General features: G+C 72.8%; 25 protein-coding genes. 10 read left to right on the top strand and 15 right to left on the bottom strand.

What is annotated here, in order from left to right; all coding sequences use genetic code 11:
* Positions 1–51: 51 nt before the first annotated feature.
* Positions 52–1,746, bottom strand: coding sequence for an FAD-dependent oxidoreductase (locus ACNAW0_RS24390; RefSeq protein ID WP_416290317.1), 1,695 nt, complete (start codon positions 1,744–1,746; stop codon positions 52–54).
* Between the two features lie 141 nt (positions 1,747–1,887).
* On the opposite strand from ACNAW0_RS24390, the gene ACNAW0_RS24385 reads away from it, so the two are divergent.
* Positions 1,888–2,997 carry an LCP family protein gene (locus tag ACNAW0_RS24385; RefSeq protein ID WP_416290316.1) on the top strand — a complete coding sequence of 370 codons (1,110 nt, stop codon included), beginning with the start codon at positions 1,888–1,890 and terminating at the stop codon, positions 2,995–2,997.
* 55 nt (positions 2,998–3,052) lie between these two features.
* Here the strand turns inward: ACNAW0_RS24385 and ACNAW0_RS24380 are convergent, their stop codons facing one another.
* The 3 genes from ACNAW0_RS24380 to guaB are packed head-to-tail and all read right to left on the bottom strand — an operon-like array spanning position 3,053 to position 7,198.
* Positions 3,053–4,447: a M1 family metallopeptidase gene (locus ACNAW0_RS24380; RefSeq protein WP_416290315.1), complete on the bottom strand. Its 1,395-nt coding sequence runs from the start codon at positions 4,445–4,447 to the stop codon at positions 3,053–3,055.
* A 40-nt stretch (positions 4,448–4,487) separates the two neighbouring features.
* On the bottom strand, positions 4,488–5,606 hold the full coding sequence (locus ACNAW0_RS24375) for a GuaB3 family IMP dehydrogenase-related protein (RefSeq protein ID WP_416290314.1): 1,119 nt from the start codon (positions 5,604–5,606) through the stop codon (positions 4,488–4,490).
* A 29-nt stretch (positions 5,607–5,635) separates the two neighbouring features.
* Complete coding sequence (guaB, locus tag ACNAW0_RS24370) at positions 5,636–7,198, bottom strand: IMP dehydrogenase (protein WP_416290313.1); 1,563 nt, start codon at positions 7,196–7,198, stop codon at positions 5,636–5,638.
* 196 nt (positions 7,199–7,394) lie between these two features.
* On the opposite strand from guaB, the gene ACNAW0_RS24365 reads away from it, so the two are divergent.
* Positions 7,395–7,799, top strand: a complete 405-nt coding sequence (locus tag ACNAW0_RS24365; protein WP_416290312.1) for a DUF5319 domain-containing protein — start codon at positions 7,395–7,397, stop codon at positions 7,797–7,799.
* 21 nt (positions 7,800–7,820) lie between these two features.
* Here the strand turns inward: ACNAW0_RS24365 and ACNAW0_RS24360 are convergent, their stop codons facing one another.
* Positions 7,821–8,624 carry a response regulator transcription factor gene (locus tag ACNAW0_RS24360; protein WP_416290311.1) on the bottom strand — a complete coding sequence of 268 codons (804 nt, stop codon included), beginning with the start codon at positions 8,622–8,624 and terminating at the stop codon, positions 7,821–7,823.
* 252 nt (positions 8,625–8,876) lie between these two features.
* On the opposite strand from ACNAW0_RS24360, the gene ACNAW0_RS24355 reads away from it, so the two are divergent.
* Entirely contained in the window at positions 8,877–9,260 is a 384-nt protein-coding gene (locus ACNAW0_RS24355; RefSeq protein ID WP_416290310.1) for a WhiB family transcriptional regulator, read from the top strand.
* An 18-nt stretch (positions 9,261–9,278) separates the two neighbouring features.
* On the opposite strand, the gene ACNAW0_RS24350 is transcribed toward ACNAW0_RS24355, so the two are convergent.
* The 3 genes from ACNAW0_RS24350 to groES form a co-directional block, all read right to left on the bottom strand.
* Complete coding sequence (locus tag ACNAW0_RS24350) at positions 9,279–10,910, bottom strand: molybdopterin-dependent oxidoreductase (protein ID WP_416290309.1); 1,632 nt, start codon at positions 10,908–10,910, stop codon at positions 9,279–9,281.
* A 124-nt stretch (positions 10,911–11,034) separates the two neighbouring features.
* Positions 11,035–12,675 (bottom strand): chaperonin GroEL, encoded by a 1,641-nt coding sequence (gene groL, locus ACNAW0_RS24345; RefSeq protein ID WP_416290307.1) that lies wholly within the window; start codon positions 12,673–12,675, stop codon positions 11,035–11,037.
* A 70-nt stretch (positions 12,676–12,745) separates the two neighbouring features.
* Positions 12,746–13,060 carry a co-chaperone GroES gene (groES, locus tag ACNAW0_RS24340; RefSeq protein WP_089005269.1) on the bottom strand — a complete coding sequence of 105 codons (315 nt, stop codon included), beginning with the start codon at positions 13,058–13,060 and terminating at the stop codon, positions 12,746–12,748.
* A gap of 249 nt (positions 13,061–13,309) precedes the next feature.
* On the opposite strand from groES, the gene ACNAW0_RS24335 reads away from it, so the two are divergent.
* The 6 genes from ACNAW0_RS24335 (at position 13,310) to ACNAW0_RS24310 (ending at position 19,735) form a co-directional block, all read left to right on the top strand.
* The gene (locus ACNAW0_RS24335; RefSeq protein WP_416290305.1) at positions 13,310–14,530 is read left to right on the top strand and encodes a THUMP-like domain-containing protein; all 1,221 of its coding nucleotides are present in this window, start codon (positions 13,310–13,312) and stop codon (positions 14,528–14,530) included.
* A 15-nt stretch (positions 14,531–14,545) separates the two neighbouring features.
* Positions 14,546–15,025 carry a Cys-tRNA(Pro) deacylase gene (ybaK, locus tag ACNAW0_RS24330; RefSeq protein WP_416290304.1) on the top strand — a complete coding sequence of 160 codons (480 nt, stop codon included), beginning with the start codon at positions 14,546–14,548 and terminating at the stop codon, positions 15,023–15,025.
* A gap of 211 nt (positions 15,026–15,236) precedes the next feature.
* On the top strand, positions 15,237–16,337 hold the full coding sequence (locus ACNAW0_RS24325; RefSeq protein WP_416290303.1) for a sugar ABC transporter substrate-binding protein: 1,101 nt from the start codon (positions 15,237–15,239) through the stop codon (positions 16,335–16,337).
* A gap of 107 nt (positions 16,338–16,444) precedes the next feature.
* Positions 16,445–17,269: an ATP-binding cassette domain-containing protein gene (locus ACNAW0_RS24320; protein ID WP_416290302.1), complete on the top strand. Its 825-nt coding sequence runs from the start codon at positions 16,445–16,447 to the stop codon at positions 17,267–17,269.
* Complete coding sequence (locus ACNAW0_RS24315; RefSeq protein ID WP_416290300.1) at positions 17,266–18,525, top strand: sugar ABC transporter permease; 1,260 nt, start codon at positions 17,266–17,268, stop codon at positions 18,523–18,525. Before ACNAW0_RS24320 ends, ACNAW0_RS24315 begins: the two co-directional genes overlap by 4 nt.
* Positions 18,526–18,553: 28 nt before the next feature.
* On the top strand, positions 18,554–19,735 hold the full coding sequence (locus tag ACNAW0_RS24310; protein WP_416290299.1) for an ROK family protein: 1,182 nt from the start codon (positions 18,554–18,556) through the stop codon (positions 19,733–19,735).
* Positions 19,736–19,738: 3 nt separating this feature from the next.
* On the opposite strand, the gene ACNAW0_RS24305 is transcribed toward ACNAW0_RS24310, so the two are convergent.
* Genes ACNAW0_RS24305 through tsaB form a run of 4 tightly spaced genes read right to left on the bottom strand, consistent with a single transcriptional unit; the run spans position 19,739 to position 22,189 of the window.
* Complete coding sequence (locus ACNAW0_RS24305; RefSeq protein ID WP_416290298.1) at positions 19,739–19,993, bottom strand: hypothetical protein; 255 nt, start codon at positions 19,991–19,993, stop codon at positions 19,739–19,741.
* A gap of 17 nt (positions 19,994–20,010) precedes the next feature.
* Positions 20,011–21,057, bottom strand: coding sequence for a tRNA (adenosine(37)-N6)-threonylcarbamoyltransferase complex transferase subunit TsaD (gene tsaD / locus ACNAW0_RS24300; RefSeq protein WP_416290297.1), 1,047 nt, complete (start codon positions 21,055–21,057; stop codon positions 20,011–20,013).
* Between the two features lie 5 nt (positions 21,058–21,062).
* Positions 21,063–21,515 (bottom strand): ribosomal protein S18-alanine N-acetyltransferase, encoded by a 453-nt coding sequence (gene rimI, locus ACNAW0_RS24295; protein WP_416290296.1) that lies wholly within the window; start codon positions 21,513–21,515, stop codon positions 21,063–21,065.
* Positions 21,512–22,189 (bottom strand): tRNA (adenosine(37)-N6)-threonylcarbamoyltransferase complex dimerization subunit type 1 TsaB, encoded by a 678-nt coding sequence (gene tsaB, locus ACNAW0_RS24290; RefSeq protein WP_416290295.1) that lies wholly within the window; start codon positions 22,187–22,189, stop codon positions 21,512–21,514. The genes rimI and tsaB overlap by 4 nt, the downstream gene beginning before the upstream one ends.
* Positions 22,190–22,361: 172 nt before the next feature.
* On the opposite strand from tsaB, the gene ACNAW0_RS24285 reads away from it, so the two are divergent.
* Complete coding sequence (locus ACNAW0_RS24285) at positions 22,362–22,763, top strand: helix-turn-helix transcriptional regulator (RefSeq protein WP_416290294.1); 402 nt, start codon at positions 22,362–22,364, stop codon at positions 22,761–22,763.
* Here ACNAW0_RS24285 and ung read toward each other — a convergent pair.
* The 3 genes from ung to ACNAW0_RS24270 are packed head-to-tail and all read right to left on the bottom strand — an operon-like array spanning position 22,752 to position 25,089.
* Complete coding sequence (ung, locus tag ACNAW0_RS24280; RefSeq protein ID WP_416290293.1) at positions 22,752–23,453, bottom strand: uracil-DNA glycosylase; 702 nt, start codon at positions 23,451–23,453, stop codon at positions 22,752–22,754. The two genes, ACNAW0_RS24285 and ung, sit on opposite strands and share 12 nt — an antisense overlap.
* A 60-nt stretch (positions 23,454–23,513) precedes the next feature.
* Positions 23,514–23,996 (bottom strand): tRNA (adenosine(37)-N6)-threonylcarbamoyltransferase complex ATPase subunit type 1 TsaE, encoded by a 483-nt coding sequence (tsaE, locus tag ACNAW0_RS24275; protein ID WP_416290292.1) that lies wholly within the window; start codon positions 23,994–23,996, stop codon positions 23,514–23,516.
* Positions 23,997–24,009: 13 nt separating this feature from the next.
* Positions 24,010–25,089 carry an alpha/beta fold hydrolase gene (locus ACNAW0_RS24270; protein WP_416290291.1) on the bottom strand — a complete coding sequence of 360 codons (1,080 nt, stop codon included), beginning with the start codon at positions 25,087–25,089 and terminating at the stop codon, positions 24,010–24,012.
* Positions 25,090–25,142 lie beyond the last annotated feature (53 nt).

Genomic DNA, 25,142 nt, shown 5'->3' with positions numbered 1-25,142 from the left:
TGTTAACAGGGGCCCCCTGCTCTACCGGAGGCGTTAATAGGGGGCCCCTCCTTACCGCAGGGCGGCGGGGGCGTGGGCGGGGATCGCGGGGTGGCGCGGCGGGACCGGGTCCAGCCGCCGGTACGCCGAGCCGAGCGGTGGGCGCGGGTCCGCCTCGCCCTTGTTGGGCCAGAGCGACATGGCCCGCTCGGCCTGGGCAGTGATGGTCAGCGACGGGTTGACCCCCAGGTTGGCCGACACCGCCGCGCCGTCCACCACGTGCAGCCCCGGGTGCCCGTAGACCCGGTGGTACGGGTCGATCACCCCGCGGTCCGGGGTGGCCCCGATCACCGCCCCGCCGAGGAGGTGCGCGGTCAGCGGGATGTCGAACGGCTCGGTGAGCGCGCCGCCGGGCGTACCGCCGATCTCCTCGGCGAGCAGCCGGGCGGCCTGGTTGCCGGCCGGAATCCAGGTCGGGTTGGGGGTGCCGGGCCCGGGGCGGGACACCAGCCGCCGGCCGAACACACCCCGGCGGAACCCGGTGACGAGCGAGTTGTCCACCGACTGCATGACCAGGGCGATCACGGTCCGCTCGGACCAGCTGCGGACGGAGAGCATACGGGCCGCCAGCACCGGCTGCCGGACGATGCTGCCCAGCCAACGCCGGACCCGGCGCGGGCCGCCGTCGACCAGCAGCGACTGGAGCAGACCCATCGCGTTCGAGCCTCGGCCGTAGCGGACCGGCTCGATGTGGGTCTGCGGGTCCGGGTGGAACGAGCTGGTGATGGCGACCCCCTCGGTGAAGTCGAGCCCGCGCTGCCGGGCCTGCCCACGGCCGACCGAGGCGCCGAGGATCGCCTCCGAGTTGGTCCGGGTCAGCTCGCCGAGCCGGGGCGAGAGCCCGGGCAGCGCCCCGGTGGCCCGCATCTCGTGCAGCAGCCGCTGGGTGCCCGGCGCGCCGGCCGCGAAGACCACCTGGCCGGCGTGGATCACCCGGCGGTGCCGGCGCAGCCAGGCGCCGGTGCGCTCGGTGTGCACCGCGTACCCGCCGCCGGCGGCTGGGCGGACCGCGGTCACCGTGGTCAGCGGGTGCACCCGGACGCCCAGCCGCTCGGCCAGCCAGAGGTAGTTCTTGACCAGGGTGTTCTTCGCGCCGTGCCGGCAGCCGGTCATGCACGAGCCGCAGTGGGTGCACCCGGTGCGGCCCGGCCCGGCCCCGCCGAAGTACGGGTCGGCCACCCGCTCGCCGGGCCGGCCGATGTGCACGCCCACCGGGGTGGCGTGGAAGGTGTCCCCCGCCCCCATCCGCTCGGCCACCGCCCGCATCGCCCGGTCCGCGCCGGTGACGACGGGGTACGTGGTGACGCCGAGCATCCGCTTCGCCTGGTCGTAGTGGCGGGCCAACTCGTCCCGCCAGTCGGTGATGTCCCGCCACTGTGGGTCGGTGTAGAACGCGTCGAGGGGTTCGTAGAGGGTGTTCGCGTAGACCAGGGAGCCGCCGCCCACCCCCGCCCCCGAGAACACCAGCACCCCGCCGCCGGCCTTCCGGCCGGCCGAGCGCAGCAGGTCGATCCGCTGCAGGCCGTAGCAGCCGAGCTTCGGGGCCCACAGGAAGCGCCGGACCCGCCAGGATGTCTCCGGGAACTCGTCGTCGGCGAAGCGCCGGCCGGCCTCCAGCACGCCGACGGTGTAGCCCTTCTCGGCCAGCCGGAGCGCGGTGACGCTGCCGCCGAATCCGGATCCGACGACCACCACGTCATACTGCATGAACGCATCATTACCGACGAGTAGCCGTCGCGCCAGCACCGGTTTTCGGAGATCATGCAGGACGCCCGGCCGACGCCGAGGTCTCGGCCGCAACCAAGACGGCCGCTCACGCGTCGGACAACACGGGGAGAGGGGAAATCGATGACGCAAGGCACCGGAACGCCACGACGACGCTGGCTGGGGCTGGCCGCCCTGGTCGCGGTCCTCCTCGTCGCCGCCGGCGCGGTGGTCGCCACCCGGCTCGTCTCGCGGCCCACGCCCAGCCCGGCCGCCGACTCCCCCGCGTCGCCGTCGGCAAGCGCCCCGACGAACGCGAGCCCCACGCCGCCGCCCGGCGCGGACGTGAAGGGGCCGCTGAACTTCCTCCTCGTCGGGGTGGACACCCGGGTCACCGTGCCGGGCTGGGAGCCGCACGCCGACTCGGTGCTGGTCATGCATGTGGAGCCGGGGCTGAAGCAGGCGTACCTCGTCTCCCTCCCCCGCGACCTGGTGGTCGACATCCCGGCCTTCCCGAAGGCCGGCTACCCGGGCGGGCGGACCAAGCTGACCCACGCGATGAGTTACGGCAGCCGGGTCCCGGGCGACAAGAAACACCCCAGCACCAAACAGGGGTACGAGCTGCTGCGCACCACGGTCAGCCGGTACACCGGGCTGCGCATCGACGCCGGCGCGGTGCTCACCTTCTTCGGCTTCGACCGGCTCGTCGACGCCCTCGGCGGGGTGGACCTCTACGTCGACCAGCGGGTCGCCTCGATCCACCGGCGCCCCGACGGGCAGTACCGCCCGCACACCGCCAGCGGGTACGTCGGGCCGCAGATGGTCTATGAGAAGGGCACCCGGCACATGAACGGCTGGCAGGCGCGGGACTACGCCCGGCAGCGCTACATCGCCGGGGGCGACTACACCCGGCAGCGCCACCAGCAGCAGCTGATCCGGGCGCTGGTCCGCAAGATCCTCGACCAGGGGCTGGCCCGGGATCCGAACCAGGTCCAGAAGGTGGTGCACGCCATCGGCGACGCCATGGTGTACGCGGGCGGTGGGCGAGGCCTGATCGATTTCGCGTACGCCCTCGGCGGGATGCCGACCGACGGCCTGGTCCTGGTCGGGCTGCCCGGGGACGGCGTCCGCAAGGGCGGCGCCTACCAGGGCGAGCAACTCCGGCCGGTGGGGCCGCAGTTCTTCGCCGCGCTCAAGGCCGGTGAGGCCGAAAAGTTCCTCGCCGCCCACCCCGCCCTGCGGGTGAAGACCTGACCGGTGTTAATAGGGGCCCCCTGCTATGCAGTAGGCGTTAACAGGGGGCCCTTCCTTACCTGGCCGGGCGTTCGGGGCCGACCAGCCAGGCGTCGAACAGTGGGCGCAGCGGCCGGCCGGCGACCCGCTCGGCGTACGCGACGAAGTCGGCGGTGGTGGCGGTGCCGTCCCGCCGCTCGGCCAGCCAGCCACGCAGGATGCGGAAGAAGGTCTCGTCGCCGACCGCGCGGCGCAGCGCGTGCACGGCGAGCGCACCGCGCTGGTAGACCGCATCGCCGAACATGGCCGCCCGGCCCGGGTCCACCGACGGCTTCGTCCAGTCGGTCACCATGTACCGTTCGGCGAAGGACTGGGCGACGCTGCGGCCGCCGTCGTGCTCGCGCCAGAGCCATTCCGCGTACGTGGCGAAGCCCTCGTTGAGCCAGATGTCGCTCCACCGGGCCAGCGAGACGCTGTCCCCGAACCACTGGTGGGCCAGCTCGTGCGCGACCACCTCGGTGTTCGGCCGGCCGTCGGCGAAGAAGCCCGGCCCGTAGACCGGCCGGGTCTGGGTCTCCAACGCGTACCGGATGCGCTCGTCGGCGACCGCGATGCCGCCGTACGCGTCGAACGGGTACGGGCCGAAGCGCTCGGCCAGGAAGTCGGCGACCTCGCCGGTGCGGGCCAGCGCCGTGGCGGCCGGCCCGTCCGCCGGCAGCCCGGCGGCGACCGCGGTCACCAGCGGCTTCCCGGCGTGCGTGCCGGTCGACACCCGGTAGTTGCCGATCACCAGGGTGGTCAGGTAGCTGGCCATCGGGGAGCCTTCGGACCAGCGCCAGGTGGTCCAGCCGTCCTGGCTGGACTGTCCCTTGGGCACCCCGTTGCTGAGCGCGGCGAGCCCGTCCGGAACGGTCACCTCGATGTCGTAGGTGGCCTTGTCGGAGGGGTGGTCGTTGGCCGGGAACCAGGTGCTCGCCGACTCGGGCTGGCCGAGGGCGATCGCGCCGTCTCCGGTGGCGTGGAAGCCACCGTCGCCGAGTTCGCCGCTGGGCAGCGGCCGCGGTACCCCGCCGTACGCCACCTCGACGGTGAACCGCCGGCCGGCTGGCAGGCCGTGCGCCGGGCTGACCACCAGTTCGTCGCCGTCGCGCCGGTGTTTGGCCGAGGCGCCGTCGACGCGTACCCGGTCGACGGTGAGGCCGGCGAGGTCCAGGTGGAACCGGGACAGGCCGGCGGTCGCGGTGGCGGTGACGGTGGCCTGGCCGGTGAGCCGCTTGCCGGCCGGGTCGTAGCGGACCGTCAGCGCGTAGTGGTCGACGTCGTAGCCGCCGTTGCCGGCCCCCGGCACGTACGGATCCCCGACGTCACCCGCCCCCGCCCGAAACCGCCCGCCGTCGTCCCCCGTACATCCCCCGCCCACCACCGCGACGGCCACCACCACCGCCGCCACCCCACCCCGTCCCCACCTCACCGGCCGAGCCTAAGCCGACCGGCGCGGCGGGGGTGGGGGGTTAGCGGTCTAGGACCAGGCCTACCTTCTGGAATTCCTTGAGGTCGCGGTAGCCGCACTTGGCCATCGCGCGGCGCAGGCCGCCGAAGAGGTTGAGCTGGCCGTCCGGCTCGTCGGCCGGGCCGAAGAGCAGCTTCTCCATCGAGCCGAGCGGCTCGCCGGCCACCTCGAACGCGCCCCGCGGCAGGGACGGATGGCTGGCCGCCGAGTGCCACCAGGCACCGCCGGCCGGGGCCTCCTCGCAGAGCGAGAGCGGCTCGCCGATCATCACCGCGTCGGCGCCGCAGCCCAGCGCCTTGGCGATGTCGCCGGAGGTCTGGATGTCGCCGTCGGCGATCAGATGCACGTACCGGCCGCCGGTCTCGTCCAGGTAGTCGCGGCGGGCCGCGGCGGCGTCGGCGATGGCGGTGGCCATCGGCACCCGGATGCCGAGCACCGACTCGGTGGTCGACCAGCCGTCGCCACCGATGCCGACGATCACGCCGGCCGCGCCGGTCCGCATCAGGTGCAGCGCGGTCTTGTAGTCGGTGCAGCCGCCGACGATGACCGGCAGGTCGAGGTCGGCGATGAACTCCTTGAGGTTCAGCGGCTCGTCGGTGGTGGAGACGTGCTCGGCGGAGACGATGGTGCCCTGGATGACCAGGATGTCCACGCCCGCGTCGAGGATCACCGGGGCGAGCGCGAGGGTGTGCTGCGGGGAGACCCGGACGGCCACCGTGCCACCGCCGGCCCGCAGCTCGCGGACCCGCTCGGCGATCAGGTCGGGGCGGATCGGCTCGGCGTAGACCTCCTGGAGCCGGCGGGTGGCCGGGGCGTCCTCGTCCAGGCCGGCCAGTTCCTCGAGCACCTTCGTCGGGTTCTCGTACCGGGTCCAGAGGCCCTCGACGTTGAGCACGCCGAGGCCGCCGAGCTCGCCGAGCCGCACCGCTGAGGCGGGGCTCATCGTCGCGTCGGACGGGTGGCCGACGCAGGGGATGCCGAACTGGTACGCGTCGAGCTGCCAGGCGGTGGAGACGTCGTCGACATCCCGGGTGCGGCGGCTCGGCACGATGGCGATGTCGTCCAGGTGGTAGCCGCGCTGCGCGGTCTTGCCCAGCCCGATCTCGACCACGTCACGCATGGGGGACTCCAGGTTGTTGGGGGTGATGGTCAGCGGGAGTGGTAGTTGGGCGCCTCGACGGTCATCTGGATGTCGTGCGGGTGGCTCTCCTTGAGGCCGGCCGCGGTGATCCGGATGAGCTGGCCGCGGCGGTGCAGCTCGGGGATGCTCTCGGCACCGGCGTACCCCATCGCCAGCCGCAGCCCGCCAACGAGCTGGTGGGCGACCTGGGCGAGCGGGCCCCGGTAGGGCACCTGGCCCTCGACGCCCTCCGGGACCAGCTTCTCGTCGCTGGTCACGTCCTGCTGGAAGTAGCGGTCCTTGGAGTACGACTTGGCCTGGCCGCGGGACTGCATGGCGCCGAGCGAGCCCATCCCCCGGTACGTCTTGTACTGCTTGCCGTTGATGAAGAGCAGCTCGCCCGGGCTCTCCTCGCAGCCGGCCAGCAGGCCGCCGAGCATCACCGTGTCGGCGCCGGCGACCAGGGCCTTGGCGATGTCGCCGGAATACTGGATGCCGCCGTCGCCGATCACCGGGACACCGGCCGGGCGGGCCGCGCGCGTGGCCTCCATGATCGCCGTGATCTGCGGCACGCCCACCCCGGCCACGATCCGGGTGGTGCAGATGGCGCCCGGGCCGACGCCCACCTTGACGCCGTCGGCGCCCGCGTCGACCAGCGCCTTCGCGCCGGCGTACGTGGCGATGTTGCCGCCGACGATGTCGATCGCGACGTCCTTCTTGAGTCGGGCGACCATCTCCAGCACGGCCCGCTGGTGGCCGTGCGCGGTGTCCACGATCAGCATGTCCACCCCGGCGTCGACCAGCGTGCGGGCCCGCTTGTACGAGTCCTCGCCCACGCCGATCGCGGCGGCCACCCGGAGCCGGCCGGCGGAGTCCTTGGTGGCGTTCGGGTACTGCTCGCTCTTGGTGAAGTCCTTGACGGTGATCAGCCCGCGCAGCTTGCCCGAGTCGTCGACGATCGGCAGCTTCTCGACCTTGTGCCGGCGCAGCAGGTCGAGGGCCTCGTCCTTGCTCACCCCGACCGGGGCGGTGATCAGCGGGGTCCGGGTCATGATCTCGCGCACCGGGGTGGCCGGCTCGGAGACGAAGCGCATGTCGCGGTTGGTCACGATGCCGACGAGCTGGCCCGCGCCGTCGACCACCGGCACACCGGAGATCCGGTATCGGCCGCAGAGCGCGTCGACGTCGCGGAGGGTGTCGTCCGGGCTGGCGGTCACCGGGTTGGTGATCATGCCGGACTCGGAGCGCTTCACCAGGTCGACCTGGAGCGCCTGGTCCTCCACGGAGAGGTTGCGGTGCAGCACGCCGATGCCGCCCTGGCGGGCCATGGCGATCGCCATCCGCCCCTCGGTGACGGTGTCCATCGCGCTGGAGAGCAGCGGCACGTTCAGCTCGATGTTCCGGGTGAGCTTGGTGCGGGTGTTGACCCGGCTGGGCACGACGTCCGACTCGCCGGGCTGGAGCAGCACGTCGTCGAAGGTCAGCCCGAGCGGCACCACCCGCGCCGAGCCGGCCGGCAGCTCGGGCAGGTGACCGGCCAGCTCGCCGCCGTCGACGCCGGCGGGAAGGTCGGTGCTGGGCGAATTCTCCACGGTTGCTCCCCTGAGCTGGTCGGACGGGCTTCAGTGAGGCGGCGCGCGCGGGCACCGGCGAGCGCCGGAGTGACGGCGCGTTGCTTCATCGTACCCACTGCGCTGGGCCGGCCCGGGCAGCGCCGGGCTCGGGTAGGCGCCGCCACAGCTGTCCCCAGGGGCGGATTTCCGCTGTGCCGGGGTCTACGGTGAGGGGGTGCACGACGAGCCCATCGACCCGTTCAACGGCGACCCGGCCGATCCGGCTGCCGGCCTGCACGACCCGCGCGAGGACGACGAGCTCGACCCGCTTACCGAGGTCGAGCGGCAGGATGTCCTGGAGGACCTCGCCGACCTGGAGATCTACCAGGCCCTGCTCCAGCCGATCGGGGTACGCGGCCTGGTCATCGAGTGCGAGGACTGCCGTGAGCCGCACTACTTCGACTGGGACCTGCTCCGGGGCAACCTGCGCCACCTGCTCAACTCCGGCCAGCCCCGGGTGCACGAGCCGGCGTACGACCCCGACCCCGACCACTACGTCAGCTGGGACTACGCCCGGGGTTACGCCGACGGCGTGCACGACACCCTGACCGAGGGCACCGAGGACTCCGCCGAGGAGTGACCTCGGCCGCCCTGGCTCCGCTCAGGCGACCAGGCCGGCGCGGAAGCCGGCCGCCACCGCGTGCGCCCGGTCGCGGGCGCCCAACTTGCGGAAGAGCCGGCGGGCGTGTGTCTTGACGGTGTCCTCGGAGACGAACAGCTCCCGCCCGATCTCCGCGTTGCTCTTCCCCTCGGCCATGCCGAGCAGCACCTGGAGTTCCCGCTCGGTCAGCCCGATCGCGCTGCGGGCGCTCGCGCGCTGGGGACCGCCCGCCGGGGCCGGTTCCGGCTCGCCGCCGGCCGGTTCGGCCGGGTCGTCGCCGCGCTGCACCGGGACCATTGTGGGCGCGCCCTCCGCCGGGGGCGCCGGCCAGGCCGGCGGTCCGCCCTGGGTACGCGCCGACGCGGCCGGGCGGGCCGATCCACCGACCGCCGCGGCGTCCCGGGCCGGGTCGGTCACCCGGTGCCGGGCCGGCCGTCCCGGGGCCGCGAGCAGCAGCAGAGCCTTCGCCACCGCACTGGTCAGATCGTGGTCGGCGCCCTGGATGAGCCCCCGCGCGCCAGCGCTGATGGTGGCCGCTGCCGCCTCCGACTCCTCCGTGCCGAGCAGCAGCACGGCGGCCTGGGGCGCGCGGGCGAGCACCCGGCGGACGAAGCCCGCGCTGTCCGGCCGGGTGAGGGCGGTGTCGGCGAGCACCACGTCGACCGGACGCTCGGCGAGCCGCAGCATCACCTCGGGATCGGAGACCGCCGTCCGGACCGCACCGGCCAGCCCGAGCCGCGCCGCCGCGGAGGTCAGTTGCTGGGCCGCCAGTGGTGTCCGAACGCACACGAGAACGCTACGCACTGTGGTCTCCTCTCCGCCTCAGAGCAGACCACGGCGGGGTCAGCCGGGGAGGAGGTTCCGGGCAATCATTCGAACTTTTCCGACAGATGGGGCATATGCCGCGAGTTGTCCGAGGTTTTGGATCACAGAGGTGTGAGCGCGGGACGGCCCGGGTACCGAAGGCCCAGACCGGAACCGGTGTCCCGCGCGGACCGCCGCCCGGTAGGTGGCTAAAAGGATTCTCCGCGGTGCCGCGCGGGAGGAGGGGTGTTGATGTCGAACGTACGCAGGCTGCCTGGACCCATCGTCGACCTTTGGGACTGGCAGCGGCTCGGTGCCTGCCGGGGGCGGGACAGCGCACAGTTCTTCCACCCGGACGGTGAGCGCGGCTCGTCGCGCCTGCGCCGCGAGTCGAGTGCCAAGGCCGTCTGCCGGGCCTGTCCGGTGCGGGCCGAGTGCGCCGCGCACGCCCTGACCGTCCGCGAGCCGTACGGCGTGTGGGGCGGGTTCAGCGAATCGGAGCGGCTGCGGCTGCTCGCCGTCGGCTGGGAGGACCTGGCCGACCGCCGGCGGACCCGGGTCGACGTGGCCCGGCTGGAGGCCCGCCTCGGCCAGCCGCACCGGTCCACCGTGCCGGCTCCGCGCAAGATCGCCTGATCGGCGGCCACCGACCGCTCACCGGACGGTGACGCGGACCGTGTGCCAGCCGGTGGCCCCGTCCGGAGCGACCGGGCGGCGCTCCTCCGGCTGCGTCGCGCCGTCGGCGCCGGCGGCCCGCACCTGGAGGGTGTGCTCGCCCGGGGTCGCGTCCCAGCGCCAGGACCACTGCACCCAGGTGTCCACCGAGACGGTCGGTGCCAGCGTCGCCTCCTGCCAGGGGCCGCCGTCGACGCGTACCTCGACCGTGCCGATGCCCCGGTGCTGGGCCCAGGCCACCCCGGCGGTCACGACCGGGCCGGCGGTGAGCCGGGTACGCGGGCGCGGCGTGTCGATCCGGGACTGCGTCCTGATCGGCGCCTGCGCCGCCCACCCACGCGGCACCCAGTACGCGTCGAAGTCGGCGAAGCTGGTCACCTCCAGCTCGGTCACCCACTTGCACGCCGAGACGTACCCGTAGAGCCCGGGGACGATCATGCGTACCGGGAAGCCGTGCTCGACCGGCAGTGGCTCGCCGTTCATCCCGACCGCGAGCAGCGCGTCCCGGCCGTCCCGTAGCGCGGCCGTCGGGGTGCCACAGGTCCAGCCGTCGACCGAGCGCCCGACCACCTGGTCCGCCCCGTCCTCCGGGTCGGCCTCGTCCAGCAGTTCCTTGATCGGTACGCCGAGCCACCGGGCGTTGCCGATCAGGTCCCCGCCCACCTCGTTGGAGACGCAGGCCAGGGTCACGTACCGCTCGACCATCGGCCGGGCGAGCAGGTCGGCGAAGCTCAGCTCGATCGGGTTCCGGACCCGGCCGTGGATGCGCAGCCGCCAGGCCGCCGGGTCCACCTGCGGCACCACCAGGGCGGTGTCGATCCGGTAGAAGCTTCTCGCCGGCGTGACGTAGGGGGCGAGCCCGGGCAGCGACAGGTCGGCCCCGGCCGGCACCGCCGGGGCGGCGGCCGACGGGGTGGGCAGCACGACCGCCTGCCGGGCCGCCGAGACGCCCCGCCGGCCGGCCAGCCAGTGCCCGCCCAGCCCGGCCACCGCGGCCGCGCCGGCCAGGGCGGCCACACCGCGCAGAAACCGGCGCCGCGCCCCCGGATCGCCGCGTTCCAGCGGCTCCCACCCCGCCGGGGGCTCCTCGGGCGCGAGCGCGGCGACGGTCGGGGGCGGCGTGGGCCCGAGTGCGGTGGCCGGACGTACGGTGGCCGGGGCCGCCGGGCCGGGATGCACCCGCAGCGGGCCGGCGACGAACGCCCAGAGCGTCAGCGCCCCCAGCCCGCCGCCGACCAGCGAGGGCAGCGCGTCGGCGGCGTCCGCGCCGGCCCGGGTCAACGCGGCGGCCACCCCGAGGGCGGCGAACCCGGCGATGCCGGCCAGGCCGATCGCCAGGCGCCGGGCCGCCAGCACGCCGAGCAGCGCGGCGAACGCGGCCAGCAGCACCGCCGCCCCGACCAACAGGGCAATCTTGTCGTACGTGCCGAAGAGCGCGATGGCGAACTGCTTGAGCGGCTCGGGCACCAGGTCGACGACGACCCCGCCGACCGCGATCAGCGGCGCCGAGCGGGGACCGGTGAGGACCGCCACCGGTTCGGCGGCACCGATGGCCACGGCCGCGGCGGTGATCCCGGCCAGCGCGGCGTGGCCGCGGGAGGGGCTGCGCACGTCGATCAGTGTTGTCGATCGGACGGGCCGGCCGCCAACCAGGTCAGCGTTCCGAAGCAGAGACGGGTCAGGGCACACCGCCCAGCGAGGCGGTGTGCCCTGACTCAGGCCGTACGGTGCGGGATCAGAAGCCCGGACCGTGCTGGTGGCCGTGACCGTGGCCGTGGCCACCGGCGGCGGCCGGCTCGGCCTTCTCCGGCTTCTCCACCACCAGGCTCTCGGTGGTGAGCAGCAGGCCGGCGATCGAGGCCGCGTTGGTGACCGCGTTGCGGGTCACCTTCACCGGGTCGAGGATGCCGGACTTGACCAGGTCGACGTACTGGCCGACGGCGGCGTCGAGCCCGTTGCCCCACTCCTGGCCGGCGACCTTCTGCACCACCACGTAGCCGTCGTGGCCGGCGTTCTGGGCGATCCAGCGCAGCGGCTCGACCAGCGCCTTGCGCACGATCGAGACGCCGACCTTCTCGTCACCGGTCAGGCCCAGGTCGTCGTCGAGCACCGGCAGGATCTGGGCCAGGGCGGCGCCGCCACCCGGGACCGTACCCTCCTCGACCGCGGCCTTGGTCGCGGCGATGGCGTCCTCGATGCGGTGCTTGCGCTCCTTCATCTCGACCTCGGTGGCCGCGCCGACCTTGATCACGGCGATGCCGCCGGAGAGCTTCGCCAGCCGCTCGGCCAGCTTCTCCCGGTCCCACTCGGAGTCCGACGCCTCGATCTCCTTGCGGATCTGGGCGACCCGGTCGGCGACCTCGGAGGCCTGGCCGCCGCCGTCGACGACGGTGGTGTTCTCCTTGTCGACCACCACGCGGCGGGCGGTGCCGAGCACCTCCAGGCCGACCTGGTCGAGCTTGTAGCCCAGCTCCGGGGCGACCAGCTCGGCGCCGGTCAGGATCGCCATGTCCTGGAGCATCGCCTTGCGGCGGTCGCCGAAGCCGGGGGCCTTGACCGCGCAGACCTTGAGGGTCTTGCGGATCGCGTTGACCACCAACGTCGACAGCGCCTGGCCCTCGACGTCCTCGGCGACGATGAGCAGCGGCTTGTTGTTCTGGAGGATCGTCTCCAGCAGCGGCAGCAGCTCCTCGATCGCCGAGATCTTCTGCGTGGTGATCAGGATGTACGGGTCCTCCAGGACCGCCTCCTGCCCCTCCACGTCGGTGACGAAATTCGGCGAGATGAAGCCCTTGTCGAACTGGAGACCCTCGGTGACGTCCAGCTCGGTGACGAGCGCGGAGCCCTCCTCGACGGTGATGACACCGTCGCGGCCGACCCGCTCCATCGCCTCGGCGATCAGCTCGCCGATGGTGGCGTCCTGCGCGGACACCGTCGCGACGTGCGCGATGGAGTCCTTGTCGGCGACCTCGACGGCCTTGTCGAGCAGCGCCTCGGAGACCTTGTGGGCCGCCGCGTCGATGCCCCGCTTGAGGCCGGTCGGGTTGGCCCCGGCGGCCACGTTGCGCAGGCCCTCGCGGACCATCGCCTGGGCCAGCACGGTCGCGGTGGTGGTCCCGTCGCCGGCGACGTCGTTGGTCTTGGTCGCCACCTCCTTGACCAGCTGCGCGCCGAGGTTCTCGTACGGGTTGGTGAGCTCGATCTCCTTGGCGATGGTCACACCGTCGTTGGTGATCGTGGGCGCACCGAACTTCTTGTCGAGGACGACGTTGCGCCCGCGCGGGCCGAGGGTGACCTTGACCGCGTCGGCGAGGGCGTTGACACCGTGCTCCAGCAGGTGTCGGGCGTCGTCCGAGAAGCTCAGGATCTTTGCCATCAGTATCCCTTCGAAGCGACGTTGCCCCGGCCCGGCGAGCCGGACCGGGGCAACGACACTGATCGGTTGCTTACTTCTCGATGACCGCGAGGACGTCGCGGGCGGAGAGCACCAGGTACTCCTCGCCGGCGTACTTGACCTCGGTGCCGCCGTACTTCGAGTACAGGACGGTGTCGCCGACCTTCACGTCGAGCGGCACACGGTTACCCTTGTCGTCGATCCGGCCCGGGCCGACAGCGAGGACGGTGCCCTCCTGCGGCTTCTCCTTGGCGGTGTCGGGAATCACGATGCCCGACGCCGTGGTGGTCTCAGCCTCGTTCGCCTGGACCACGATCCGGTCCTCGAGCGGCTTGATCGCAACCTTGGTCGCGGTAGTCACGGGCATACCCTCCTGGGGTACTGGTTTCGTTGCCGGTCGGCGCGCCGACCGGCGTCAATCTGCCACATGCCACCGGGCGGGGCCGTCGTCGCGGGTGCCGGTCCGCCTGGCGTTCAACCCCCGGACACCTGAGCCCGGGAGTTGGCACCCTCAGGGTGAGAGTGCTAATCGCAGGTTATTCCTCGGCTAGCACTCCGTCAAGGAGAGTGCCAACCCGCCGCCCGGCGCGTCGCGCGCTGCCCGGACAATGGCCGGGTGGATCTCGATCAGCTCGCCGCGCTGCGTACCCCCGAGGGGTCGGCCGCGCTCGCGGCGGCCGCCGCGGTCGCCGGCGGCGATCCGCTGACCGCGGCGGCCCGGCTGCGCTCGGCCGGCGTCGCCCCCGGGCTGGCCGCCGCGGCGCTCACCCAGGCCGAGCTGCGCCGCCGGGCGGGTGGCAAGTTCGGGCCGGAGGCTGCAGGCATGTTCCTCACCCGCCCCGGGCTGGAGCAGGCCACCCGCCGGGTGGTCGCCGACCGGCGGGCCGCGCGGCTGCGCGCCGCCGGGGTCCGCACCCTCGCCGACCTCGGTTGCGGCCTCGGCGCGGACGCGCTGGCCGCCGCCCGCGCCGGCATCCGGGTGTACGGGGTGGAGGCCGACCCGGTGACCGCCGCGATGGCCGCCGCGAACGCCGAGGCGGCCGGGCTGGCCTCGCGGTTCACGGTGGAGTACGGCGACGCGACGGCGTTCGATGTGACCCGGGTGGACGCGGTCTTCTGCGACCCGGCGCGCCGTTCGGCCGGCACCGGCCGGCGGATCTTCGACCCGAACGCCTACTCGCCGCCCTGGGACTTCGTCACCGGGCTGGCCGAGCGGGTGCCGCGCACCGTGGTCAAGGTTGCCCCCGGGCTGGACCATGCGCTGATCCCGGCGGGCGCGGAGGCGGAATGGGTCAGCGTGGCCGGCGACCTGGTCGAGGCCGCCCTCTGGTGCGGCGCGCTGGCCGAGGTCCCCCGCCGCGCCACCCTGTTGAAGGAAGGGCCCCTGGTTAACGCCTCCGGTAGCGCAGGGGCCCCCTGTTATCAGCTCACCGGCTCTGGTGACGCCGAGGCACCGGTGGGACCGGTCCGCCGCTACCTGTACGACCCGGACCCGGCGGTGGTCCGCGCGCACCTGGTCGCCGAGCTGGCCGCGGAACTGGGCGCGACCCTGGCCGACCCGAGCATCGCCTACCTCTACGCCGACGCCCCCGTGGCCACCCCCTTCGCCCGCTGCCTAGAGGTCACCGACGTGCTGCCGTTCTCGCTGAAGCGGCTGCGCGCCCTGCTCCGGGAGCGCCGGGTCGGCCGGGTGGAGATCCTCAAGCGCGGCTCGGCGCTGGAGCCGGAGAAGTTGCGCCGAGACCTGAAGCTCGCCGGGGAGACGGCGGCCAGCCTGGTGCTGACCCGGGTGAAGAGCGCGCCGATGGTGCTGCTCTGCCAGCCGGTGCCGGCCTGAGTTAGCTTGTCGGGCATGGCGGGACAGGGCACTCCGGCGACGGCGCTGCTGGCGAAGCGGAAGATCAGGCACAGCACCCACCCGTACGACGTCTCCCCGGACGCGCCGAACTATGGCGCGCTGGTCGCGGCGGCCCTCGGGGTGCCGCCGGAGCGGGTGTTCAAGTCCCTGGTCACCGAGGTCGACGGCGGGCTCACCGTGGCGGTCGTGCCGGTCACCGGGGATCTCGACCTGAAGGCCCTCGCCGCCGCGGTCGGCGGCAAGCGGGCCGCCATGGCGGACCGGGTCGTCGCCGAGCGGGCCACCGGCTACGTGCGCGGCGGGATCAGTCCGCTCGGCCAGCGCAAGCGGCTGCCCACAGTGGTCGACGCGTCCGCGCTGGACCACCCGACCGTCTACGTCTCGGCGGGCCGCCGGGGGCTGCAACTGCAACTCGCCCCGGCGGATCTGGTCGCACTGACCGACGCCGTCACCGCGCCGATCGCGGCCGACTGATCCACTCCGGACCGACCCCGGCGGGGCATTCCCGCACTTCACCCGAGAGCGCTCTCAGCCGAGGGGACAGTCGGGCCACAGTGGCGTTGCTGAATTGTTATGGCCGCCAACAAACTTCTGACCTCGACGGTCTTGCATGTCCAATGAGAGGGGGAATACGTTGCCGGGCACAACAAAACACACCTTCCCACCCCGGAAAGGACCCATGCACATGCGCAAGGGCTTCCTCACCTTCGCCGCCGTCGGCCTGCTGGCCACCGGCAGCATGGCCGCCTGTGGCGACAACGGCGGCTCCGACCAGGCCGGTGGCTCGACCGACAAGAAGCCGAAGATCGGCGTGATCCTCCCGGACAGCAAGTCCTCCGCGCGGTGGGAGACCGCGGACCGCAAGTACCTCAAGGAGGCCTTCGACGCGGCGGGCGTCGACTCCGACATCCAGAACGCGCAGAACGACAAGACCGCGTTCCAGACCATCGCCGATCAGATGATCACCAACGGCGTGACCGTCCTGATGATCGTCAACCTGGACTCCGGCACCGGCAAGGCCGTGCTGGACAAGGCCAAGTCGCAGGGCGTGGCCACCATCGACTACGACCGGCTCACCCTCGGCGGCTCGGCGGCGTACTACGTCAGCTTCGACAACGAGGCGGTCGGCAAGCTCCAGGGCGAGGGCCTGAGCAAGTGCCTGACCGACAAGGGCGCCAAGAACCCGGCGATCGCCTACCTGAACGGCTCGCCGACCGACAACAACGCCACCCTGTTCAAGAACGGGTACGACTCGGTGCTCAAGCCGAAGTTCGACTCGAACGAATACACCAAGGCCGCCGACGACTCCGTGCCGGAGTGGGACAACGCCCAGGCCGCCACGATCTTCGAGCAGCAGCTCACCAAGGCCGGCGGCAAGATCGACGGGGTGCTCGCGGCCAACGACGGCCTCGGCAACGCGGCCATCTCGGTGCTGAAGAAGAACAAGCTCAACGGCAAGGTCCCGGTGACCGGCCAGGACGCCACCGCCCAGGGCCTGCAGAACATCCTCGCCGGTGACCAGTGCATGACCGTCTACAAGGCGGTCAAGAAGGAGGCGGACGCCGCCGCCGGGCTGGCCATCGCGCTCGCCAAGGGGGAGAAGAAGGACACCGGCCAGACGGTCAAGGACCCCGAGGGCGGTCGGGACGTAACAGCCGTGCTGTTGGAGCCGAAGGCGATCCACAAGGAGAACGTCAAGGACGTCGTGGACGACGGCTACGTCACCAAGGAAGAGCTCTGCGCCGGGGCGTACGCCAAGCTCTGCGCCGACGCCGGCATCAGCTGACCCTTCCGTACCCGCTTCAGGCGGCGCCGCCCGGCACGGGACATCCGTGCCGGGCGGCACGTCGCCAGACGGGATCGAGATCTCCCCTCCGTCCGAAGGAGACCCCCGTGTCCGCAACTCCCCTGCTGGAACTACGCGGGATCGACAAGAGCTTCGGTCCCGTCCAGGTGCTTCGCGACGTCGACTTCGCCGCCCACCCCGGCGAGGTGACCGCGCTGGTCGGCGACAACGGTGCCGGCAAGTCGACCCTGGTCAAGTGCATCAGCGGCATCTACCCCACGGATGCCGGCGAATTCCTCTTCGACGGCCGGCCGGTGAGCATCAACGGGCCCCGGGACGCCGCCGCGCTCGGCATCGAGGTCGTCTACCAGGACCTCGCGCTCTGCGACAACCTCGACATCGTGCAGAACATGTTCCTCGGCCGGGAGAAGCGCAGCGGCATCGTGCTCGACGAGCCGACCATGGAGCAACTGGCCGCGGAGACCCTGGCCGGGCTCAGCGTCCGCACGGTGAAGTCGCTACGTCAGCACGTCTCCAGCCTCTCCGGCGGCCAGCGCCAGACCGTGGCGATCGCCAAGGCCGTGCTCTGGAACAGCAAGCTGGTCATTCTGGACGAGCCGACCGCCGCGCTCGGCGTCGCGCAGACCGCCCAGGTGCTCGAACTGGTCCGCCGGCTGGCCGACAACGGCCTGGCGGTGGTGCTCATCTCGCACAACATGAACGACGTCTTCGCCGTCTCCGACCGGATCGCAGCGCTCTATCTCGGCCAGATGGTCGCCCAGGTGAAGACCATCGACATCACCCACTCGCAGGTGGTCGAGCTGATCACGGCCGGCCGCTCCGGCAGCCTCGGCCTCCCCGCCGACCCGGCCCCGGGCAGCAACGGCAACGGCGCCGAGCCCGCCGATCCCACCCCAGGAGCCGTTCGATGACCACCATCGTCGTCAAGAAGGAAGGGCCCGCCGCCGTCGCGCCGCCGCCCACCGTCGGCAGCCACCTCCACAACCACTGGCGTCGGGTACGCGGTGGCGACATCGGCGCGCTCCCCGCCGTCGGCATGCTCGTCGTGCTCTCCGCCGCCTTCTCGATCGTGCGTCCGTCGTTCTTCACCCCCGGCAACTTCGCCAACCTCTTCACCCAGGGCGCGGCGATCACGCTGATCGCGATGGGGCTGGTCTTCGTCCTGCTGCTCGGCGAGATCGACCTCTCCGCCGGCTTCGCCAGCGGGGTCTGCGCCGCCGTACTGGCCAACGTGGTGACCGTCTTCGGCTATCCCTGGTACCTGGCGGTGCTCGCCGCGGTCGCCACCGGCGTGGTCATCGGCACGGTCCTCGGCCTCCTGGTGGCGAAGGTCGGCATCCCCTCCTTCGTGGTGACCCTCGCCGGTTTCCTCGCCTTCCAGGGCATCGCGCTGGTGCTCATGGAGGAGGGCAAGAACATCTCGGTGCGGGACGACGTACTGCTGGCCATCGAGAACAGCAATCTTCCCCCGACGGTCGGCTGGGCGCTCGCCGCCGTCGGCGTCGCCGGCTACGCGGCGGTCCAACTGCTCCGGCACCACCAGCGCTCCGCCCGCGGCCTGCTGACCGACCCGATCGCGGTGGTCCTCACCCGGATCGGCGCGCTGGCCCTGGTCCTCGGCGTGGCGGTCTTCATCCTCAACCTGGAGCGCAGCCGCAACGTCCTGTTCACCTCGCTCAAGGGCGTACCGGCCGTGGTGCCGATCATCGCGGTGCTGCTGATCGTCTGGACCTTCGTGCTCCAGCGCACCAGCTACGGCCGGCACATCTACGCCGTCGGCGGCAACCGGGAGGCGGCCCGCCGGGCCGGCATCAACGTCGACCGGATCCGGATCTCGGTCTTCGTGATCTGCTCGGGCATGGCGGCCATCGGCGGCATCGTGGCAGCCAGCCGGGCCAACTCGGTCGACCCCAACACCGGTGGCAGCAGTGTCCTGCTCTACGCCGTCGGCGCGGCGGTCATCGGCGGCACCAGTCTCTTCGGCGGCAAGGGCCGGGTGCTCGACGCGGTGCTCGGCGGTGCGGTGATCGCCGTCATTGACAACGGGATGGGCCTCATGGAATACAGCTCAGGCGTCAAGTACGTGGTCACCGGCGTGGTCCTGCTCGGGGCCGCCACCATCGACGCGCTGTCCCGGCGACGGGCCGCCGCCACCGGCACCCGCTGAACCCCTTACCCCGGAAATGGTCGTAGCAATGCGCACAGGTCCCAGCCAGGACGAGATCCGCCGGCAGAACCTGGGCGCGTTGCTGCGGTACGTGCACGTGCACGGTGCCACCAGCCGCGCCGAGTTGACCACCGCCCTCGGGCTGAACCGCAGCACCATCGGCGCGCTGACCGCCGAGCTGGCCGGCGCCGGTCTGGTCAGCGAGGGGACGCCGAAGGAGACCGGCCGGGCCGGGCGACCGTCGCTGGTCGTCCGGCCCGAGTCGGAGCGGATCTACGCGTACGCGTACAGCGTGGAGGTGGACCGGCTGCGGGCCGCACGGGTCGGCCTCGGCGGTGAGGTGCTCGACCGCCGGGAGCTGGACCGGCCGCGAAACCTGGTCGCCGGGGAGGCCGCACCGCTGCTGGCCGGCGCGGTCAAGGAGATGCACCAGTCGGTGCCGGCCGACTCCGTCTGTATCGGTGCCGGCGTGGCCGCCTGCGGCATGGTCCGCCGGGAGGACGGCCTGGTCCGGCTGAGCCCGACCACCGGTTGGGTGGACGAGCCGATCGGGGCGGCGCTCGCCGCCGCGCTGGGCATCGACGTACCGATCATCGTGGGCAACGTGGCCGACGTGGCCGCCTTCGCCGAGCACGCCCGGGGCGTCGCGGCCGGCTGCGACAACGTCATCTACCTGTACGGGGACGTCGGCGTCGGGGCCGGCATCATCGCCGGCGGGCGGCGGCTCACCGGGCACGGCGGGTACAGCGGCGAGGTCGGCCACATGGTGGTGGTCCGCGACGGCGTGCCCTGCGACTGCGGGCGCCGGGGCTGCTGGGAGACCGAGATCGGCGAGCACGGCCTGCTCCGGGCCGCGGGCCGCTCCGAAGCCCGGGGCAGGGAGGCGCTGCTGGCCGTCTTCGAGGCGGCCGACCGAGGCGACGCCCGCGCCCAGGCCGCCGTCCGCCAGGCCGGTGACTGGCTCGGCTTCGGCGTGGCGAACCTGGTCAACATCTTCAACCCTGAAATGATCATCTTTGGCGGCACCATGCGCGACCTCTACCTGGCCGCCGCCGCCCAGGTCCGCAGTCGGCTCAACTCCAACGGGCTGCCCGCCTGCCTGGAGCACGCCCGGCTGCGTACGCCGAAGCTGGGCGACGACGCGGCGCTGATCGGCGCCGCCGAACTGGCCTTCGAGCGGCTCCTCGCCGACCCCCTCGACGTGGGTTGACCGTCAGCGGTCGACCTGGGTGAAGTCCCAGACGTGCGGCGGGCGGGCGACCAGGGTCGGCGGCGGGTCCGGCAGCGTACGCGGATTGCTCCGCCACCTCGAGATGACCACGAGGCGGTGGTCGGTGGAGGAGAACACCTCGCTGGACAGGTGCAGCGGGTCGTGCTCGAGCTCGGGCAGTGCGGTCTCGCAGACCCAGGTGATCAGATCGGCGAAGCCGTACGACTCGGCCTTCGCCTCCCACATCCGGACGATCACGATGCTCCCCTCCGCCTTCAGACGCTGACCACGGTCAGCGGCATCGCCGAGTCGGCGGGCAGGTCGAGGCGGCTCGGTGCGACGCCCGAGGCGACCAGATGCGAGCCCAGCGCGGCCACCATCGCCCCGTTGTCGGTGCACAGGTTCGGGCGGGGCGTACGCACCCGGACGTGGTGCTTGGCCGCCCGATGCTCGGCCATCGCCCGCAGCCGCGAGTTGGCCGCCACCCCGCCGCCGATCACCAGTGTGTCGATCCCGCTGCTCCGGCAGGCATCCAGGGCCTTGCCGACCAGCACGTCACAGACCGCCTCCTGGAAGGACGCGGCCACGTCGGCGACCGGCACCGGCTCGCCGGCCCGCTGCCGCGCCTCCACCCAGCGGGCGACCGCGGTCTTCAGGCCGGAGAACGAGAAGTCGTACCGGTGGGCGACCAGGTCCTTGGCGGCGGTCAGCCCGCGCGGGAAGGCGATGGCCCCCGGGTCACCGGCGCGCGCCTCCCGGTCGATCCACGGGCCGCCCGGGAACGGCAGCCCGAGCAGCCGGGCCACCTTGTCGAAAGCCTCACCGGCGGCGTCGTCGATGGTGGCACCGAGCGGGGTGACGCCCCGGGCCAGATCGTCGACGCGCAGCAGCGACGAGTGCCCGCCGGAGACCAGCAGGGCGATCGCCGGCTCGGGCAGCGGCCCGTGCTCCAGGGTGTCCACGGCGACGTGCGCGGCGAGGTGGTTCACCCCGTACACCGGCTTCTCGGCGGCGACCGCGTACCCCTTGGCCGCGGCGACCCCGACGAGCAGCGCGCCCGCCAGGCCCGGCCCGGAGGTGACCGCGATCGCGTCGATGTCCGCGAGCGTCACCCCGGCCTGCTTCAACGCCCGGTCCATGGTGGGCACGATGGCCTCCAGGTGGGCACGACTGGCCACCTCGGGCACCACGCCGCCGAACCGGGCGTGCTCCTCGACGCTGGAGGCCAGCGCGTCGGCGAGCAGGGTGTGCCCGCGGACGATGCCGACCCCGGTCTCGTCGCAGGAGGTCTCGATGCCGAGGATCAGGGGTTCGTCAGCCATGCTCGTCAGTCCTCGTTGCGCTGCATGACCAGCGCGTCGGTGTTGCTCGGTTGGTAGTAGCCGCGACGCACGCCGATCGGCTCGAAGCCGTACGTCGCATAGAGGCGCTGCGCCGGGCCGTTGTCCGCGGCGACCTCGAGCAACGTGCTGCGGACGCCGCGCCGGGCCGCCTCAGCGAGCAGCGCCTCCAGCAGCGCCCGGCCGATCCCCCGGCGCTGCGCGTCCCGGCGGACCGCGATGTTCTGCACCCAGGCCTCGTCGGGCGGTGCCACCAGCAGCCCGGCGTAGCCGAGCACGGTGCCGTCGTCGTCGGCGGCGACCAGGTAGAAGTGCCCGTTGGCCAGTTCGTTCCAGAACATCGCCGGGGACCACTGCTCGGCACCGAAGAGGTCAGCCTCGAGCGGCAGCACCTGGTCGATGTGCCACCAGCGGAAGCGCCCCAGTCGTGCGCCGGTCATGGCAGGACCGGCTTGTGGCCGGTAGCCGCGACGGCGTCCGGGCGACGCAGGTAGAGCGGGGTGAGCGGTTCGCCGGGCGCGCCCGCGCGGATCCGCTCGGCGGCGAGCCGGGCCAGCGCCATCACGTCCGGGTAGCGCGGTTCCTCGCGTACCGGCAGGCCGAGGACGTCCGCGTACCGGTGCGCGCCGTCGCCGACGACGACGGTGACGGCCAGGCCCCGGGCGCGTTCCGCGGCGACCGCGGGGCTGTCCACGTTCGGCCCGGCGATCCGCTGTCCGGCGCCGTCGTAGACGGCCCAGTAGACCTCCCGGCGCCGCGCGTCGCTGGCGGCCAGGACCGGCTCGCCGGCGGCCACCGGGTGGCCGATCCCGTCCAACGAGCAGACACCGTACGTGGGGATGCCCAGCACCTGACCCATTGTGGCGGCGGTGACCAGGCCGACCCGCAGCCCGGTGAACGGCCCCGGGCCGAGCCCGGCGACGATCGCGGCGAGGTCGCCGGGACGGGCGTCGGCGTCGGCCAGCACCGCGTCGACCTGCGGGGCGAGCAGCTCCCCGTGTGCCCGGGCGTCGACCGTGCACCGCTGCGCGCGAGCCACGACACCGTCCGCCGAGACCTCGACCAGGGCCGCGGTCACCGCGGGCGTCGAGGAGTCCACCACGAGTACGAGCACGGTATGCCAGCCTAGCCGCACTGCGGTCACGCCCGGTCACGGCCTGTCCGGCACGGGCCGCTACGGACGGTGACCATCCCCGGTAGGCACATCACCGGTGAGTGCCATGTCTCTGAGACTTATTTCTGTCTCACAGACATGGCACTCCCAGGACTTCGGTCATCGTCGCGGGGTGACCGAGAGCAACCGCCTGGCCCGCCAGGTCGCCACCGCAATCCGCCACGAGCGGGAGCGCCAGGAGTTGACCCAGCAGGCGCTGGCCGACCTGGCCGGGCTCGGCCAGGGCACGCTGGCCCACATCGAACGGGGCGACCGGCTGCCGAGCCTGCCGATGGTGGAGCGGTTGTTCGCGGCGCTCGGCCGGCAGCTCCGGGTGGGGGTGGAGCCGCTGGACAGCCATCTGGACGCGGCGCTCGACGCGCTGGCCGAGCGGTCGGTGGGCGAGCGGATCGACGAGCTGGGGCTGGACGCCCGAAGCTACCCGGTCGAGCCGCTCGTCCGGGTCGAGGTGGCAGACCCGCGCACCGCCGACCTGCTGCGCCGCCACCGGCAGCGGCTCGGGTCAGCCGGCTGAGCGCTCCCAGTCGATGGTGGGCAGCCCGGCGTCGGCGAGGGCCTTGTTCGCCGCGCTGAACGGCCGGCTGCCCAGGAAACCGCGCGGATTCATCGGGCTGGGGTGACCGGCCTCCAGCACCACGTGCCGCGGGTTGGTGACCAGGGCCGCCTTCTTGCGCGCGTAACCGCCCCAGAGCAGGAAGACCACCCGCTGGTCGAGGGCGTCCAGGGCACGGATGGTGGCGTCGGTGAACTCCTCCCAGCCGCGGTTGGCGTGCGAACCCGGGCTGGCCTCCCGCACGGTGAGCACCGAGTTGAGCAGCAGCACGCCCTGCGCCGCCCAACCGGTCAGGTTGCCGCTGCGCGGCTTCGGCACGCCCAGGTCCTCGCCCAGCTCCTTGAAGACGTTGCGCAGCGACGGCGGCACCGACACCCCCTCGCGCACGCTGAAGCTCAGCCCGTGCGCCTGCCCCGCCTTGTGGTACGGGTCCTGCCCGAGGATCAGCACCCGGCACTCCGCCGGCCCGCACAGGCGGAAGGCGGAGAAGAGATCCTCGGCCGGCGGGTAGACCGTTTGGGCCGCGTACTCCCCGGCGACGAACTCGGCCAGCGCCGCGGTGCCGGTCGGGTCGAGGTGCGGGGTGAGCGCCCCCCGCCACGCGTCGGGAAGGAGCGCCAGCAGGTCGAGGGTGGGGGTGTCGTCGGGCATCGGCAACCTTCCGCCGGTCTGATTGGTCCCGGGCACTGTAGGCATCCGGTACGACAGTCGTCAGTCGAGGGCGGCGAGTCGCTGGGCCCAGTCACCGCCGACCGGATCCAGGGTGACCACCCGGGTGTCGTCGTCCCGCCGATCGATGCGGACCCGCAGGTGTGCGTCGACCAACTGCTCGACCATCCCCTCGCCCCACTCGACCACGGTCACCGCCTCGTCCACCGAGGCGTCCAGGTCCAGGTCGTCGATCTCGGCACGCGGATCGACGGACTCCCCCAGCCGGTACGCGTCGGCGTGCACCAGGGTCACCCGCCCGCCCCGGGCCGGGTCCGGCCGGTGCACCCGGGCGATCACGAAGGTCGGCGAGGTGACGTCGCCGCGTACGCCGAGGCCGGCACCGATGCCCTGGGTCAGCGCGGTCTTCCCGGCGCCCAGCGGACCGCTGAGCAGCAAAAGGTCACCGGGGCGCAGCAGCCGGGCCAGCCGGCGGCCGAACTCGCGGGTGTCGTCGACCGTCTTCAGCTCCACGACGACGGTCACAACGCCTCCAGGCTCACAGCTCTTCAAGAAAGCGCTCCAGCGCCGCGTTGACCTCGTCGGCGTGCTCCAGCATCACCACGTGCCCGCTGTCGTGGATCTTCACGAACTCGGCGTGCGGGAGCCGCCGGACGATCTCCTCGGAGTGGGTCACCGGCGTGAGCATGTCCTTGTCCCCCACGATCACCAGCACCGGCGTGCCGGCCAGCGCGGCCAGCGCCGGGAAGCGGGAGTGGGTGGCCAGCGTACGCAGGTAGCGGGTGACCGTGTCGGCGGAGGTCCGCGAGTTCATCATCTCGACGTACGACACCAGGGCCGGGCTGGGCTTCGGGGTGCCGAACCCGTACCGGCGGGTGAGCAGCCAGGCGACGTTGGACGTCGACTTCCGGGCCTTGTCGATCACCGTGCCGCCGTACCGGGCGGCGTTGCTCATCATGTAGAGCACCGGCCCGGCGACCCGGCCGAGCAGCGCGGGCGCCACCAGCTTGGTCTCGGCGAGCACGCCCCCCGAGGTGGCCATCAGCACCGTGCCGACCACCCGGTCGCCGAACAGCTCCGGATACAGCTCGGCCAGCGCCATGATCGTCATGCCGCCCATGGAGTGGCCGACCAGCACCAGCGGCCCCTCCGGGGCCACCTCGTCGATCACCCGGCGCAGGGTCCGGCCCAGCGCGGTCAGGTCGTACTCGCCGGTCTCCAGCTTGCCGGAGCGGCCGTGCCCGGGCTGGTCGTACGCGACGATCCGGTAGTCGCCGCGCGCGGCGAGCATCTCGCGCTGGAAGTGGAAGGTCCCCATGTCCAGGCAGAAGCCGTGCACCAGCACCACGGTCGGGTGCCCGGCGACCGGCCGGGTCGGCTCGACCACCTCCACGTGGATGTCGGTGCCGTCCGGCATTTCCAGCCGGCGCGCCTCGTCGTACCGCTGCTCGCCGAAGACCTCCTGGGCGTACGGGTCCGCGGGATCGATCTTGAGGCGACGGACCAGGATCCGCTCGCTCACCACGCCCGCGGCGAGCCCGGCGGCGGCGATGCCGACGGCGGTGCCGACCACTCCGGCCACCCGGCCGGCGGCGGTGCGCGGCCGGGGGACCCTCACGGCGCCATCTCGGCTCGCGACCGCGGGGCTCGCTCACTCCTCGCGCTCACGGC

Origin of the sequence: Micromonospora sp. SL1-18 (genome assembly GCF_047921505.1) — a bacterium.
GTDB lineage: Bacteria > Actinomycetota > Actinomycetes > Mycobacteriales > Micromonosporaceae > Micromonospora.
The sequence above is the reverse complement of the archived record's forward strand: the minus strand, read 5'-3'. Positions and strand labels throughout refer to the sequence as shown.